The sequence below is a fragment of the Burkholderia sp. PU8-34 genome (genome assembly GCF_053427725.1).
Window position 1 is genome coordinate 42,846 of the sequence record NZ_JBSAXC010000006.1, and the last position, 13,368, is coordinate 56,213.

Below are 13,368 nucleotides of genomic sequence, written 5' to 3' on the forward strand. Positions count from 1 at the left end.
CGCGCGGCTTGCGGCGCATGAGGGCAGCACCGCGCGACACGGATTGCCAGGCCGATGGACGGCGGCGGCTGGCCGCGCCGGCCATCGGGCGCCGCGCGCGGCGCAGGGCGGCTGCGACCGTTGCCGCAGCGCGCCCGGCTCAGTTGAGCGCCATGCTCAGCTTGCGCCGCCACACGGCGACGAGGTCCGGGCGGTCTCCCGCCAGTTCGAACACCGAGATCATCGTCTTGCGGCCGAGGTCGTCGCCGTACGCACGGTCGCGCACGACGATTTCCAGCAACTGCTCGAGCGCGCCTTCGTACGCACGCCGCGCGATCAGGCTTTGCGCGAGATCGAAGCGCGCTTCGAGGTCGGCCGGATTCTCGGCGATGCGGGCCTCGAGCGCGTCGGTCGGCGGCAGGTCGGCGGTCGCGTCGAGCGCATCGAAACGGGTCTTGATCGCGTGATAGCGCGGATCGCCGTCTTGCACGGTCTGCGGCGACAGGCGCTCGGTCTCCGCGCGCGCGGCATCGACGTGGTTGGTCGCGAGCAGCAGCTCGATCAGGTCGAGCCGCGCGTCGTCGAAGCCGGGGTTCAGCGCGAGCGCGGCCTCGAGGTGCGCGCGCGCGTCGTCAATGCGGGATTCCTCGAGCGCGAATTGCGCGGCGCGGCGCTGGGCCTCTTCGGGCGCCGGCAGCAGCCGGTCGAGGAACGCGCGCAGCTGCCCTTCGGGCAGCACGCCGATGAACTGGTCGACCGGGCGCCCGTCGGCGAACGCGATCACGTGCGGGATGCTGCGCGTCTGGAAGTGCGCGGCGAGTTCCTGGTTTTCGTCGACGTTGACCTTCACGAGCTTCCAGCGGCCTTCGTAGTCGCTCTCGAGCTTTTCCAGCAGCGGGCCGAGCGTCTTGCACGGGCCGCACCACGGCGCCCAGAAGTCGACCAGCACGGGCGTATCCAGCGAGGCCTCGATGACGTCTTTCTCGAAAGTGGCAAGCGTGGTGTCCATGTCGTCCTCTTGAGTTCGGATGTCGTCAGGTGGGGGCGGCGCGTGCGAATTTCAACGCGGCTTGCGCTCGGGCAGCGGAATCCACTCGGTCTCGCCGGGCACCTTGCCCATTTCCTGCCGCGTCCACGCGTCCTTCGCTTGCTCGATCGCCTCGCGGCTGCTGGCGACGAAGTTCCAGTCGATGAAGCGTTCGCCGTCGATCTTGTCGCCGCCGAGCAGCATCACGCGCGCGCCGCCGCTGCTCGTCAGCGTGACGGTCGTGCCCGGCACGAGCACGGCCATTTGCGCAGGGTCGAGCGGCGTGCCGTCGATCGCGAGATCGCCTTCGGCGAGATAGACCGCACGTTCGTCGTGCGATGCGTCGAGTTCGAAGCGGCTGCCGGCCGCGAATTCCGCGGCGACGTACAGCGTGCGCGAGAACGTCGTGACGGGCGACCGCATGCCGAATGCGTCGCCGGCAATCACCGTCAGCGCGACGCCGCCGACCGTCTGCTTCGGCAGCGTCGCGGCTTCGTGGTGCTCGAACGACGGCTCGTCGGTTTCATGCGCGAGCGGCAGCGCGACCCAGGTCTGGATCCCGTGCACCGTATGGCCGGTTTCGCGCAGCGCGTCGGGCGTGCGCTCGGAGTGGACGATGCCGCGCCCGGCCGTCATCCAGTTGACGTCGCCGGGCACGATTTCCTGCCGCGAGCCGAGGCTGTCGCGGTGCAGGATCGCGCCCTCGAACAGATAGGTGACGGTCGCGAGCCCGATGTGCGGATGCGGGCGCACGTCGAGGCCCGTGCCGGCCGGCAGTGTCGCCGGTCCCATGTGATCGAAGAAGATGAACGGGCCGACGAGGCGCGCGGCGAGCGCGGGCAGCGTGCGGCGCACCAGCAGGTTGCCGATGTCGCGGGTGTGCGGCTTCAGCAGCGCTTTGATGGAATCGGTCATGGCAAGTCCTGTCGAGGGGCTGCGGGGATGCCGGTCATTGTACTGGGAGCCCGGTCGGCTGCGCGGGAAGCGACGCACGGCATTCGAGCGGCGTGCGGCGTGCCGCGTTCGGTGTTCGGTGTTCGGTGTTCGGTGTTCGGCGTATGGCGTGTGGCGTGTGGCGTGTGGCGTGTGGCGTATGGCGTATGGCGTATGGCGTATGGCGTATGGCGTATGGCGTATGGCGCGAGCACGTTTCTTGCGGTCGTCCGCCGGCATCGTCGGCCGCGGCGATTCCATGCCGAGCGCGGGGGAATCCGGACGGCGCGCCAAACGCCGGTACACTGACCGCCTTCAGAACGAACAGACCGAGGAGACTGAGATGATGGCCCCGAAGGACCTGCTGCTGGCGTTGGTCGTGATCCTGGCGTGGGGCGTGAATTTCGTCGTGATCAAGGTCGGCTTGCACGGGATGCCGCCGATGCTGCTCGGCGCGCTGCGTTTCACGCTCGCCGCAGTGCCGGCGGTGTTCTTCGTGCGCCGTCCGCAGATTTCGTGGCGGCTGCTCGTGCTGTACGGCGCGACGATCCAGCTCGGGCAGTTCGTGTTCCTGTTTACCGCGATGTACGTCGGGATGCCGGCGGGCCTCGCGTCGCTCGTGCTGCAGTCGCAGGCGTTCTTTACGCTCGTGTTCGCGATGGTGTTCCTCGGCGAGCGGCTGCGCGTGCAGAACCTGTTCGGGCTCGCGATCGCGGCAGGCGGGCTCGTCGTGATCGCGTCGCAGGGCGGCCGCGCGATGACGCTCGCCGGCTTCCTGCTGACGATCTGTTCGGCCGCGATGTGGGCGTTCGGCAATATCGTCACGAAGAAGGTCGGGCAGGCGAACCTCGTGTCGCTCGTCGTGTGGGCGAGCCTCGTGCCGCCGGTGCCGTTTTTCCTGCTGTCGCTCGGGTTCGAGGGGCCGCAGCGGATCGCGGCCGCGCTTGGCGCGCTGACGGGCGCGTCGATTTTTGCGGTCGTCTATCTTGCTTTCGTTGCGACGCTGCTCGGCTACGGATTGTGGAGCCGCCTGCTGTCGCGCTATCCGGCCGCGCAGGTTGCGCAGTTTTCGCTGCTGGTGCCGATCGTCGGCCTCGCGTCGTCGTCGCTGCTGCTCGACGAGCATCTGACGCGCGAGCAAATGATCGGCGCGGCGCTCGTGATGGGCGGGCTCGCGGTGAACGTGTTCGGCGGGACGCTGGTGCGCCGGCTCGCGGCGTCGTGACCGCGCGCCGGCCGCGATGCGGGCGGCCTGGCGCGCGGGAACGGAGGCGGGAAGGGGGCGGCCGTCAGGCCATCCGGTTCTTCGCGAGCGGCGGGTTCGCCGCGAAATAGCGCTTGATGCCGCGGAAGATCGCATCGGCCATCTGGTCGCGATAGCTGTCGTCGTTGAGCCTGCGCTCTTCGTCCGGGTTGCTGATGAAGGCGGTCTCGACGAGGATCGACGGAATGTCCGGCGCCTTCAGCACCGCGAATCCGGCCTGCTCGACCGAGCCCTTGTGCAGCTTGTTGATGCCGCCGACTTCCTTCAGCACGTAGTTGCCGTAGCGCAGCGAATCGCGGATCTGCGCGGTTGTCGACATGTCGAACAGCGCGCGGCTTACGGCCGCGTCCTGCGTCTTGATGTTGATGCCGCCGATCAGGTCCGACGCGTTTTCCTTGTTCGCGAGCCAGCGGGCCGCCGCGCTCGACGCGCCGTGGTCCGACAGCGCGAACACCGACGAGCCGCTCGCGGACGGCGTCGTGAACGCGTCCGCGTGGATCGACACGAACAGGTCCGCGCCGACGCGGCGCGCCTTCTGCACGCGCACGTTGAGGGGCACGAAGAAGTCGGCGTCGCGCGTCATCATCGCGCGCATGTTCGGCGCGGCATCGATCTTCGCGCGCAGCTTCTTCGCGATGTCGAGCGCGACGTGCTTCTCGTACGTGCCGCTGCCGCCGATCGCGCCCGGATCCTCACCGCCGTGGCCCGGATCGATCGCGACCGTCAGCAGGCGCACGGTGCCGCCCTTGCCGGATTTCGGCGCGGTGAACTTGTAGGTGTCGTCGCCGCCGTCGTCATCGTCCTGGCGCGCGATGACGGGCGGCGGCTTGACCGCGGGCTTCGCCGGCGCGGCCGGCGTGCCGCCCGTCGCAGCGGGCGGAGTGCGCGGCGAGGGCGCAGCGGCCGAGCCCGGCGTGTTCTGCGCGAAGCGCTGGAAGAACGCGTCGCTGTTGTCGTGACTCGCGACGGGCGGCGGCGTCGGACCGCTCAGCGCGGTCGGCGGCTGCACCTGCTGCGCGCGCGTCGCTTCGTTGAGCTGCTGTTCCTTGCGTTCGGTCTGCGCGATCAGGTCGGTCAGCGGATCGGGCGGCACGGCCGGATAGAGGTCGAACACGAGCCGGTACTTGTACGTGCCGACGGGCGGCAGCGTGAACACCTGCGGCTTCACGGAGCCCTTCAGGTCGAACACCATCCGCACGACATGCGGCTGGTACTGGCCGACGCGCACCGACTGGATCTGCGGATCGTTCGGCGCGATCTTCGACACGAGGTCGCGCAGCGCCTGGTCGAGGTCGAGCCCGTTCAGGTCGACGACGAGCCGGTCGGGACCCTGCAGCAGTTGTTGGGTGTTCTGCAGCGGCTGGTCGGATTCGATCGTCACGCGCGTGTAATCGCGCGCGGGCCACACGCGCACGCCGAGCACCGACGATGCCAGTGCGAGCCGCGGCACCGCGAGGCCGAGCACGAGCGTCGACGCGCCCGCGCACAGGATCTGCCGGCGCCGCCAGTTGTGCGTCGCAGTGGCCGCCGATTCGATCGAGCGGAACGGTTTGATCAACATCTTTCGAGACATGCGATTCCTGAAGCGCTGTACGCCCGGACGGTGAGGGCGCGGCCGTCGCCGTCCACGTCGAGCGAGAAGACCAGATCGGGCACGCCGAGCAGCGTGCCGGCCTGTTGCGGCCATTCGACGAGGCAAATCGCGCTGGAATTGAAATATTCGCGAAAGCCGGCGTCGGACCATTCGGCCGGATCGTTGAAACGATACAGATCGAAGTGATAGACCTCGAGTTCCCCATCATCGCGTTCGAGCGCATACGGCTCGACGAGCGTATAAGTGGGACTGCGCACGCGGCCGCGATGGCCGAGGCCGCGCAGGATCGCCCGCACGAGGGACGTCTTGCCCGCGCCGAGATCGCCGACGAGCTGGATCTGCAGGCCGTCGAACGCATGCGCGCGCGTCAGTTCGGCACGAGCTGCATCGAGCGCATGCGCGAAGCGCGCGCCGAAGGCGTCGGTCGCCGCTTCGTCGGCGAGCGCGAACACGCGTTCCGCGAGCGGGGCGGGCAGCGTGGCGGCATGACGCATATGGCTGGGCGTGGCTGGCATTCTCGTAAAATAGTGCGATGAACCGATTACCGGAACTCGCCGCATCCGATCTGCCTTCGACACAGGACGAAGGCGCGACGCCGTGCGTGCTCGACGATGCGGCGTTGACTGCGCTCGCCGCGCGCATCAGGGCGTGGGGGCGCGAATTGGGTTTCGGGGCGATCGGCATCAGCGACACCGATCTCTCGGATGCCGAAGCAGGCCTCGCCGCCTGGCTGGAAGCCGGTTGCCACGGCGAGATGGATTATATGGCGAAACATGGGATGAAACGCGCGCGGCCGGCCGAACTTGTGGCCGGTACGCGACGTGTGATCTCCGCGCGGCTCGCGTATCTGCCGGCCGAAACGCTCGCCAACGATGCGCCGGACGACCCGCACGGCGCCGTTGCGCCGCGCGACTGGCGCGCGCGCGAACGGGCCCGGCTCGACGATCCGCAGGCGGCCGTCGTATCGATCTATGCGCGCGGCCGCGACTATCACAAAGTGCTGCGCAACCGCCTGCAGACGCTTGCCGAGCGCGTCGAGCGCGAGATCGGCGCGTTCGGCTTCCGCGTGTTCACCGATTCGGCGCCCGTGCTCGAGGTCGAACTCGCGCAGAAGGCCGGGGTCGGCTGGCGCGGCAAGCACACGCTGCTGCTGCAGCGCGACGCGGGCTCGCTGTTCTTCCTCGGCGAGATCTACGTCGACATTCCGCTGCCGACCGATGCGCAGACGGCGCCCGAGACGGCGCCCGAAACGCCGGGCGCGCATTGCGGGAGCTGCACGCGCTGCATCGATGCGTGCCCGACCGGCGCGATCGTCGCGCCGTATCGCGTCGATGCGCGGCGCTGCATCTCGTACCTGACGATCGAGCTGAAAGGCAGCATCCCGGAACCGCTGCGGCCGATGATCGGCAACCGCGTGTACGGCTGCGACGACTGCCAGCTCGTCTGTCCGTGGAACAAGTTCGCGCAGGCCGCGCCCGTCGCCGATTTCGACGTGCGGCACGGGCTCGATCGCGCGACGCTCGTCGAGCTGTTCGGCTGGAGCGCCGACGATTTCGACACGCGGATGCAAGGCAGCGCGATCAGGCGCATCGGCTATGAATGCTGGCTGCGCAATCTCGCGGTCGGGCTCGGCAATGCGCTGCGCGTGCCGGCCGAGCGGCTGTCGGCGGGCGTGCGCGACGCGATGGTCGCCGCATTGCGCGCGCGGGCGGACGACCCTTCGCCGCTCGTGCGCGAGCATGTCGAGTGGGCGCTGCGCGCGGCGTGAAGGCAGCGTAGAGTGTCGGTGCGCTGTGTCGGCCGGGGTCTGATGGATCGGTGAAGCGGGCTGGCAGGATTTGTCCGGAATGCGGATCGGCATCGGGTTGACCGCGCAGCATGGGACCGGAGTAGGCGCTGAAGCGTCAAGTCGGGTCGACATCTGGTCGACCGCGAAGCATGGGACCAGAGTAGGCGCTAAAGCGCCAACTCTGGCCGACAGGAGGCAGTAATGTTCAATGCAGTGATCGATGCGCCGTTCGGCAAGGTCGGCATACGCACGGATGCGTCGGTGGTGCGCGAGATCGTCTATCTGCCCGAATCGGTGAAACACATCGACCCGGATACGCCGCTCGCCAGGCGCGCGGTCGAGCAGATCGAGCGCTATTTCGAGCGGGCGTCGGCCACGTTCGACCTGCCGCTTGCCGACGTCGGCACCGCGTTCCAGCACCGCGTGTGGGCGGCGATTTGCGAGATCCCGCCCGGCACCGTGCTGACCTACGGGCAGATCGCGAAGCAGATCGGCAGCGCGCCGCGCGCGGTCGGCCAGGCATGCGGCGCGAACTACTTTCCGCTCGTGATCCCGTGCCATCGCGTCGTCGCGTCGGGCGGCCTCGGCGGCTTTGCGAACCACGACGACGAAGGCTACTTCCTCAAGGTGAAGCGCTGGCTGCTCGCACACGAGGGCGTGCCGTACCAATGAGCGATTCGTTGCTATCCCCCGACATCGCCGGCGAGACAGCCGAGGCCGCGGCGTCACCCGAGTTGCTCGCGAGCCGCACGTCGATCGACGTGTTCTGCGATGCGCTGTGGCTCGAACACGGTCTCGCGCGCAATACGCTCGACGCGTACCGGCGCGATCTGGCGCTGTTTTCACAGTGGCTTGCGGCAACCCACGATGCATCGCTCGACGCCGCGAGCGAGGCGATGGTCGAGGGCTACATCGCCGCGCGCAGCGACGGCAAGGCGACGTCGTCGAACCGGCGCTTGTCGGTGTTCCGTCGCTATTACGGCTGGGCCGTGCGCGAGCACCGCGTGACGGCGGACCCGACGCTGCGCATCACGTCCGCGAAGCAGGGCGCGCGGTTTCCGTCAACGCTGTCCGAAGCACAGGTCGAGGCGCTGCTCGGCGCGCCCGACGTCGCCACGCCGCTCGGCCTGCGCGATCGCACGATGCTCGAGCTGATGTACGCGAGCGGGCTGCGCGTGAGCGAGCTCGTGACGCTGAAGACCGTCGAGGTCGGGCTCAACGAAGGCGTCGTGCGCGTGATGGGCAAGGGCTCGAAGGAGCGGCTCGTGCCGTTCGGCGAAGTCGCGCACGGCTGGATCGAGCGCTACCTGCGCGATGCGCGGCCGGCGCTGCTCGGCGCACGCGCGGCCGATGCGCTGTTCGTGACCGCGCGCGGCGACGGCATGACGCGCCAGCAGTTCTGGAACATCATCAAGCGCCACGCGCAGCACGCGGACGTGCGTGCACACCTGTCGCCGCACACGCTGCGGCATGCGTTCGCGACGCATCTGCTGAATCACGGCGCGGACCTGCGTGTCGTGCAGATGCTGCTCGGCCACAGCGACATCTCGACGACGCAGATCTATACGCACGTCGCACGCGAACGCCTGAGGACGCTGCATGCGCAGCACCACCCGCGCGGATAGCGCCAGGGTGTCGCTGGGGTAAGGGCGCGGCCGCATGCTTCAGGGCCGCGTGATTCAGATCAGGTCGCGCAGCTTGTGCTTGAGCACCTTGCCGGTCGACGCGGCCGGCAGCGCGTCGAGCACGCGGATGTGCGCGGGCCGCTTGTACGGCGCGAGCCGCGCCGCGCACCAGTCGTGCAGCGCGGCTTCGGTGGCCGTCGCGCCGGGCACCAGCTCGACGAACGCGAGCACTTCCTCGTTGCCCTCGACCGCGCGGCCGACGACGGCCGCCTGCACGACGTCCGGATGCGCATTCAGCGCCTGCTCGACTTCGACCGGATACACGTTGAACCCCGAGCGGATGATCAGCTCCTTGCTGCGTCCGGCGATCGTCACCGCGCCGTCGGCATCCTGCCGCGCGAGATCGCCGGTCTTCAGCCAGCCGTCCGGCGTGACGGCCGCACGTGTGGCATCCGGATTGCGGTAATAGCCGAGCATCACGTTCGGCCCGCACACCCAGATCTCGCCGACTTCGCCCAGTGGCACGTCATGGCCGTCCGGCGCGACGATTCGCATCGAGACACCCGGAATCGGCGTGCCGACCGAGCAGTCGCTGCGCGGTGCGTCGAGCGGCGTCTGCGTGATCGTCGGGCTGCTCTCGGTCATCCCGTAGCCGTTGTGCAGCGGCACGCCGTAGATCCGTTCGACGCGCGCCTTCAGGCCGGCGTCGAGCGGCGAGCCGCCCGAATACGCGAAACGCAGGCGCGGCGCGTGCCACGCGTGGCCGTGCGTATGCAGGTGCTCGAGCAGCTTCGCGTGCATCGCGGGCACGCCCTGGAAGATCGTGATGCCTTCGTCGGCGAGCGCGATGCGCACGGCTTCCGGCGAGAAGCGCGGCGCGATGCGCAAGGTCGCGCCCGCATACAGGCTGCCGAGGCAGACCGACGCGAGGCCGTACACGTGCGACACCGGCAGCACCGTATAGACGATGTCGTCGGGCGACACGCGCCGCAGCGTGCTGGACGCCGCCGCGATGTACAGCAGGTTGCGGTGCGACAGCATCACGCCCTTCGGCGTGCCGGTGGTGCCGGTCGTGTAGATCAGCGCCGCGCATTGCGCCGCGCCGTCCGCGGCGACCGGTTCGCCGGGCGCGTCGGCATCGACGCGATACGACCACGCGCCGATGTCGATCGCGAGAGCAGGCGCCGGCGCTGCGTGGTGTCGCGCCGCGTGCGTGCGCGCGTCCGGCGATGCTTCGCCGGTGAACGCGATCAGTTTCGGCCGCGCATGCGCGGCGATCGCGTCGAGTTCGGCGGCCGACAGCCGCGCATTCGAAACGAGGGCCCACGCGTCGAGCCGGGCGGCCGCGAACAGCAGCACGATCTGCGCGACGCAGTTTTCCGCGACGATCATCACGCGGTCGCCGCCGCACACGCCCAGCGCGGCGAGCTGCGCGGCGGCGGCGTCGACCGCCTGCGACAGGTCGCGATACGTGAGGCGGCGCGCGTCCTCGATCAGCGCCGGATGATCGGGCGCGCGAGCGGCCCAGCGCGCTGGGACATCGGCCATGCGGCCGGGCAACGCGGCCAGCAGCGCGTCGACGTCGAGCGGCGCGCAGGGGCGGATGGACTGGGTCATGGCGTCTCCAGAATGTGAGCAGGCGGCCGAGGCGCGGCGGGACGTTGTTTGCGAACGATCGTGCCATGCCGAAGCGCGGGCCACAATCGGCCATTCGGACAATAGCGCTTCACGGCGCGCGCAATGATGATGGAGGGTGCGGCGTCGGGGCCGATGCCGAATTTCGTGCGCGCTGCGGCCCGGGCGATCGAAAAGCGGGCCGCGAGTATACCGCTGCTGGCCGGGGCGGTCCTTGTCGAACACCGGGTGCGCAGTACGCTTTGTCAGCCGTTCCCCATTAGAATGCCGCCATGAGCAAATCCAGACACGTGTCCGAAACGCCCGCGACCCAGCTGTTGCGCCGCCACGGCGTCGCGTTCGGCGAGCACCCGTATGAATACGTCGATCACGGCGGCACCGGCGAATCCGCGCGCCAGCTCGGCGTCGACGAGCACATCGTCGTGAAGACGCTCGTGATGGAGGACGAACATGCGAAGCCGCTGATCGTGCTGATGCACGGCGATCGCACGGTGTCGACGAAGAACCTCGCGCGGCAGATCGGTGCGAAGCGCGTCGAGCCGTGCAAGCCGGAAGTCGCGAACCGCCATTCGGGCTATCTCGTCGGCGGCACGTCGCCGTTCGGCACCCGCAAGGCGATTCCCGTCTATGTCGAAGCGACGATCCTCGCGTTGCCGACGATCTACCTGAACGGCGGCCGGCGCGGCTATCTCGTCAGCGTTGCGCCGTCCGTGCTGACGACGCTGCTCGACGCGAAGCCCGTGCAGTGCGCGAGCGTCGACTGAGGGTTTCACCTTCGTGGCAGTCCGCGCCGCTTCGGTAGAATGAGCGCCGCTTCGGCTTGCCGTCGCGCATCGGCTTGGCCGTTGCGGTGTCGCAGGCAATCCGCCGCTGCGGCCGCGCCGGTCATGCCGTGCGCAGCCGCCCGTCCCATCGATACGTTGAAAGAAGAGTCTTCCGCATGCAGATCCTGCTCGCCGCCGTCGTTGCCTACCTGATCGGCTCGGTGTCGTTCGCCGTTGTCGTCAGCGCCACGATGGGCCTGGCCGATCCCCGCTCGTACGGGTCGAAGAACCCCGGCGCCACCAATGTGCTGCGCAGCGGCAACAAGAAGGCGGCGATCCTGACGCTCGTCGGCGACGCCTTCAAGGGCTGGATCGCGGTCTGGCTCGCGCGGCGCTTCGGCTTGCCCGACGTCGCGATCGCGTGGGTGGCGATCGCCGTGTTCCTCGGCCACCTGTACCCGGTTTTCTTCCGCTTCCAGGGCGGCAAGGGCGTCGCGACCGCGGCCGGCGTGCTGCTCGCCGTGCATCCGGTGCTCGGGCTCGCGACCGCGCTAACCTGGCTGATCATCGCGTTTTTCTTCCGGTATTCGTCGCTCGCGGCGCTCGTCGCGGCGGTGTTCGCGCCGCTGTTCGACGTGTTCCTGTTCGGCACGCAGCACAATCCGGTCGCGTGGGCCGTGCTCGCGATGAGCGTGCTGCTCGTGTGGCGTCACCGCAGCAACATCGCGAAGCTGCTGGCGGGGCAGGAAAGCCGGATCGGCGAGAAGAAGAAGGCGGCTGCGAACGGCAACGCGGAGGACGGCGGGAAGGCCTGACGGAACGGACCCGGGCCGAAGAAGCGCGCCGGGCGCGCAACGCGGCCCGGCGGCAGCACGCGACCGGTCAGTCGCGGAAGTTGTTGAAGTCGAGCGGGGTGTCGGTCACGTCCTTGCGCAGCATCGCGATCACGCTTTGCAGGTCGTCGCGCTTCGCGCCCGACACGCGCACCGCGTCGCCCTGGATGCTCGCCTGCACCTTGATCTTGCTGTCCTTGACGAGCCGCACGATCTTCTTCGCGAGATCGCCGGTCACGCCTTTCTTGACCGTCACGACCTGCTTGACCTTGTCGCCGCCGATCTTCTCGATCTTGCCGTAATCGAGGAAGCGCACGTCGACGTTGCGCTTCGCCATCTTGCCGATCAACACGTCCTTGACCTGGCCGAGCTTGAAATCGTCGTCGGCGAACAGCGTCAGTTCGCGTTCCTTCTGCTCGACGCGCGCGTCCGAGCCCTTGAAGTCGAAGCGCGTCGAAATTTCCTTGTTCGACTGCTCGATGGCATTCTTTACTTCGATCATGTTCGCTTCGCTGACGACGTCGAACGATGGCATGGCATTCTCCCTGTAAAACACGCGGGCCCGGCTCACGCACGGGCACTCGCTATAATTGCGGACTGTTTGCCATTTTACCGGTGCCCCTTCGTTTGCCCAAGGCCGGCCGCGCGCCGCCGGGCACGCATGACCGCGATTGCCGATGCTTCCAGCCGATTCCACCCTGTCGCTGCTCCCCGACCATCCGCTTGCCGCGCACAACACGTTCGGTTTCGACGTGAAGGCGCGGCTGGCCGCGCGCGTGACGCACGCGGACCAGTTCGCGGCGCTGCATCACGACGCGCGCGTCGCCGGTCTGCCGCACCTCGTGCTCGGCGGCGGCAGCAATGTCGTGTTCACGCGCGATTTCGACGGCCTCGTGCTGCTCGACGAAATCGCCGGCCGCCGCATCGTTCGCGAAGACGATGACGCGTGGTATGTCGAGGCGGGCGGCGGCGAGACCTGGCACGCGTTCGTCGCGTGGACGCTCGAGCACGGCATGCCGGGCCTCGAGAACCTCGCGCTGATTCCCGGCACGGTCGGCGCCGCGCCGATCCAGAACATCGGCGCGTACGGGCTCGAGATGAAGACGTATTTCGATTCGCTCGTCGCCGTCGAGCTCGCGACGGGGCGCAGCGAGCGCTTCGATGCCGCGCGCTGCGCGTTCGGCTATCGCGACAGTTTCTTCAAGCGGGAAGGCCGCGCGCGCTTCGCGATCGTGTCGGTGACGTTCCGGCTGCCGAAGCGCTGGACGCCGCGGCTCGGCTACGCGGACGTCGCGCGCGAACTCGATGCGCGCGGCATCGCGCAACCCGCGGCAACGGCGCGCGATGTGTTCGATGCGGTGGTCGCGATCCGCCGCGCGAAGCTGCCCGATCCGCTCGCGCTCGGCAATGCGGGCAGCTACTTCAAGAATCCGGTGATCGATGCCGCGCAGTTCGACGCGCTGCGCGCGCGGGTGGCCGACGTCGTGTCGTATCCGCAGCCGGACGGGCAGGTGAAGCTCGCGGCCGGCTGGCTGATCGACCGCTGCGGCTGGAAGGGCCGTACGCTCGGCGCCGCGGCCGTGCACGACCGCCAGGCGCTCGTGCTCGTCAACCGAGGCGGCGCGACGGGGGCGGACGTGATCGCGCTCGCGCGCGCGATCCAGGACGACGTGTTCGCGAAATTCGGCGTCGAGCTGGAGCCGGAGCCGGTTTGTCTGTGAGCCGGGCCGCCACGCCCGCGTGACGGCACCGCGCCGGCTGTCGCCGATCGCACCCGGCAAGCAGTCCCTTTTTTTCTCGAAGCTCGCCGGTCGCGCGACCGGCGTGTCCCGCATCGCGCGGCGCCGCTCGGCGGCGATGCGCGCCTTTCCATTCTGCTGCTCGCTCGTCCACGTCGTCGCGTCGCCCCGACCCACGCCCGTCAC

General features: G+C 68.9%; 13 protein-coding genes. 7 read left to right on the forward strand and 6 right to left on the reverse strand.

Annotated elements, in window-relative coordinates:
- Window positions 1–139: 139 nt before the first annotated feature.
- Both trxA and ACV22Z_RS16345 read right to left on the reverse strand, forming a co-directional pair.
- Window positions 140–988 (reverse strand): thioredoxin, encoded by an 849-nt coding sequence (trxA, locus tag ACV22Z_RS16340; RefSeq protein WP_448077334.1) that lies wholly within the window; start codon window positions 986–988, stop codon window positions 140–142.
- Window positions 989–1,039: 51 nt separating this feature from the next.
- Entirely contained in the window at window positions 1,040–1,921 is an 882-nt protein-coding gene (locus ACV22Z_RS16345; protein ID WP_448077335.1) for a pirin family protein, read from the reverse strand.
- A gap of 364 nt (window positions 1,922–2,285) precedes the next feature.
- On the opposite strand from ACV22Z_RS16345, the gene ACV22Z_RS16350 reads away from it, so the two are divergent.
- Window positions 2,286–3,164, forward strand: coding sequence for an EamA family transporter (locus ACV22Z_RS16350; protein ID WP_448077624.1), 879 nt, complete (start codon window positions 2,286–2,288; stop codon window positions 3,162–3,164).
- 64 nt (window positions 3,165–3,228) lie between these two features.
- On the opposite strand, the gene ACV22Z_RS16355 is transcribed toward ACV22Z_RS16350, so the two are convergent.
- Together ACV22Z_RS16355 and tsaE are read right to left on the reverse strand one after the other, a co-directional pair.
- The gene (locus tag ACV22Z_RS16355; RefSeq protein WP_448077336.1) at window positions 3,229–4,776 is read right to left on the reverse strand and encodes an N-acetylmuramoyl-L-alanine amidase; all 1,548 of its coding nucleotides are present in this window, start codon (window positions 4,774–4,776) and stop codon (window positions 3,229–3,231) included.
- A complete protein-coding gene (tsaE, locus tag ACV22Z_RS16360) occupies window positions 4,758–5,312 on the reverse strand; it encodes a tRNA (adenosine(37)-N6)-threonylcarbamoyltransferase complex ATPase subunit type 1 TsaE (protein WP_448077337.1) in 555 nt (184 codons plus the stop codon). The genes ACV22Z_RS16355 and tsaE overlap by 19 nt, the downstream gene beginning before the upstream one ends.
- Window positions 5,313–5,329: 17 nt before the next feature.
- Between tsaE and queG the strand changes: the two genes are divergently transcribed.
- The 3 genes from queG to xerD all read left to right on the forward strand — a co-directional run bounded on the left by queG (window position 5,330) and on the right by xerD (window position 8,211).
- Window positions 5,330–6,565 carry a tRNA epoxyqueuosine(34) reductase QueG gene (gene queG / locus ACV22Z_RS16365; protein ID WP_448077338.1) on the forward strand — a complete coding sequence of 412 codons (1,236 nt, stop codon included), beginning with the start codon at window positions 5,330–5,332 and terminating at the stop codon, window positions 6,563–6,565.
- A gap of 222 nt (window positions 6,566–6,787) precedes the next feature.
- Complete coding sequence (locus tag ACV22Z_RS16370) at window positions 6,788–7,258, forward strand: methylated-DNA--[protein]-cysteine S-methyltransferase (RefSeq protein ID WP_448077339.1); 471 nt, start codon at window positions 6,788–6,790, stop codon at window positions 7,256–7,258.
- Window positions 7,255–8,211 carry a site-specific tyrosine recombinase XerD gene (gene xerD, locus ACV22Z_RS16375; RefSeq protein ID WP_448077340.1) on the forward strand — a complete coding sequence of 319 codons (957 nt, stop codon included), beginning with the start codon at window positions 7,255–7,257 and terminating at the stop codon, window positions 8,209–8,211. Before ACV22Z_RS16370 ends, xerD begins: the two co-directional genes overlap by 4 nt.
- 54 nt (window positions 8,212–8,265) lie before the next feature.
- Here the strand turns inward: xerD and ACV22Z_RS16380 are convergent, their stop codons facing one another.
- Window positions 8,266–9,828: a class I adenylate-forming enzyme family protein gene (locus ACV22Z_RS16380; protein ID WP_448077341.1), complete on the reverse strand. Its 1,563-nt coding sequence runs from the start codon at window positions 9,826–9,828 to the stop codon at window positions 8,266–8,268.
- 290 nt (window positions 9,829–10,118) lie between these two features.
- Between ACV22Z_RS16380 and ybaK the strand changes: the two genes are divergently transcribed.
- Both ybaK and plsY read left to right on the forward strand, forming a co-directional pair.
- Window positions 10,119–10,610, forward strand: a complete 492-nt coding sequence (gene ybaK / locus ACV22Z_RS16385; RefSeq protein ID WP_448077342.1) for a Cys-tRNA(Pro) deacylase — start codon at window positions 10,119–10,121, stop codon at window positions 10,608–10,610.
- Between the two features lie 176 nt (window positions 10,611–10,786).
- Window positions 10,787–11,425, forward strand: a complete 639-nt coding sequence (gene plsY, locus ACV22Z_RS16390; RefSeq protein ID WP_448077343.1) for a glycerol-3-phosphate 1-O-acyltransferase PlsY — start codon at window positions 10,787–10,789, stop codon at window positions 11,423–11,425.
- Window positions 11,426–11,492: 67 nt separating this feature from the next.
- Here the strand turns inward: plsY and ACV22Z_RS16395 are convergent, their stop codons facing one another.
- Entirely contained in the window at window positions 11,493–11,978 is a 486-nt protein-coding gene (locus ACV22Z_RS16395) for a YajQ family cyclic di-GMP-binding protein (protein ID WP_176077091.1), read from the reverse strand.
- A gap of 142 nt (window positions 11,979–12,120) precedes the next feature.
- Here ACV22Z_RS16395 and murB point away from each other — a divergent pair, with 142 nt between their 5' ends.
- The gene (murB, locus tag ACV22Z_RS16400) at window positions 12,121–13,164 is read left to right on the forward strand and encodes a UDP-N-acetylmuramate dehydrogenase (RefSeq protein WP_448077344.1); all 1,044 of its coding nucleotides are present in this window, start codon (window positions 12,121–12,123) and stop codon (window positions 13,162–13,164) included.
- The last annotated feature ends 204 nt before the right edge of the window (window positions 13,165–13,368 follow it).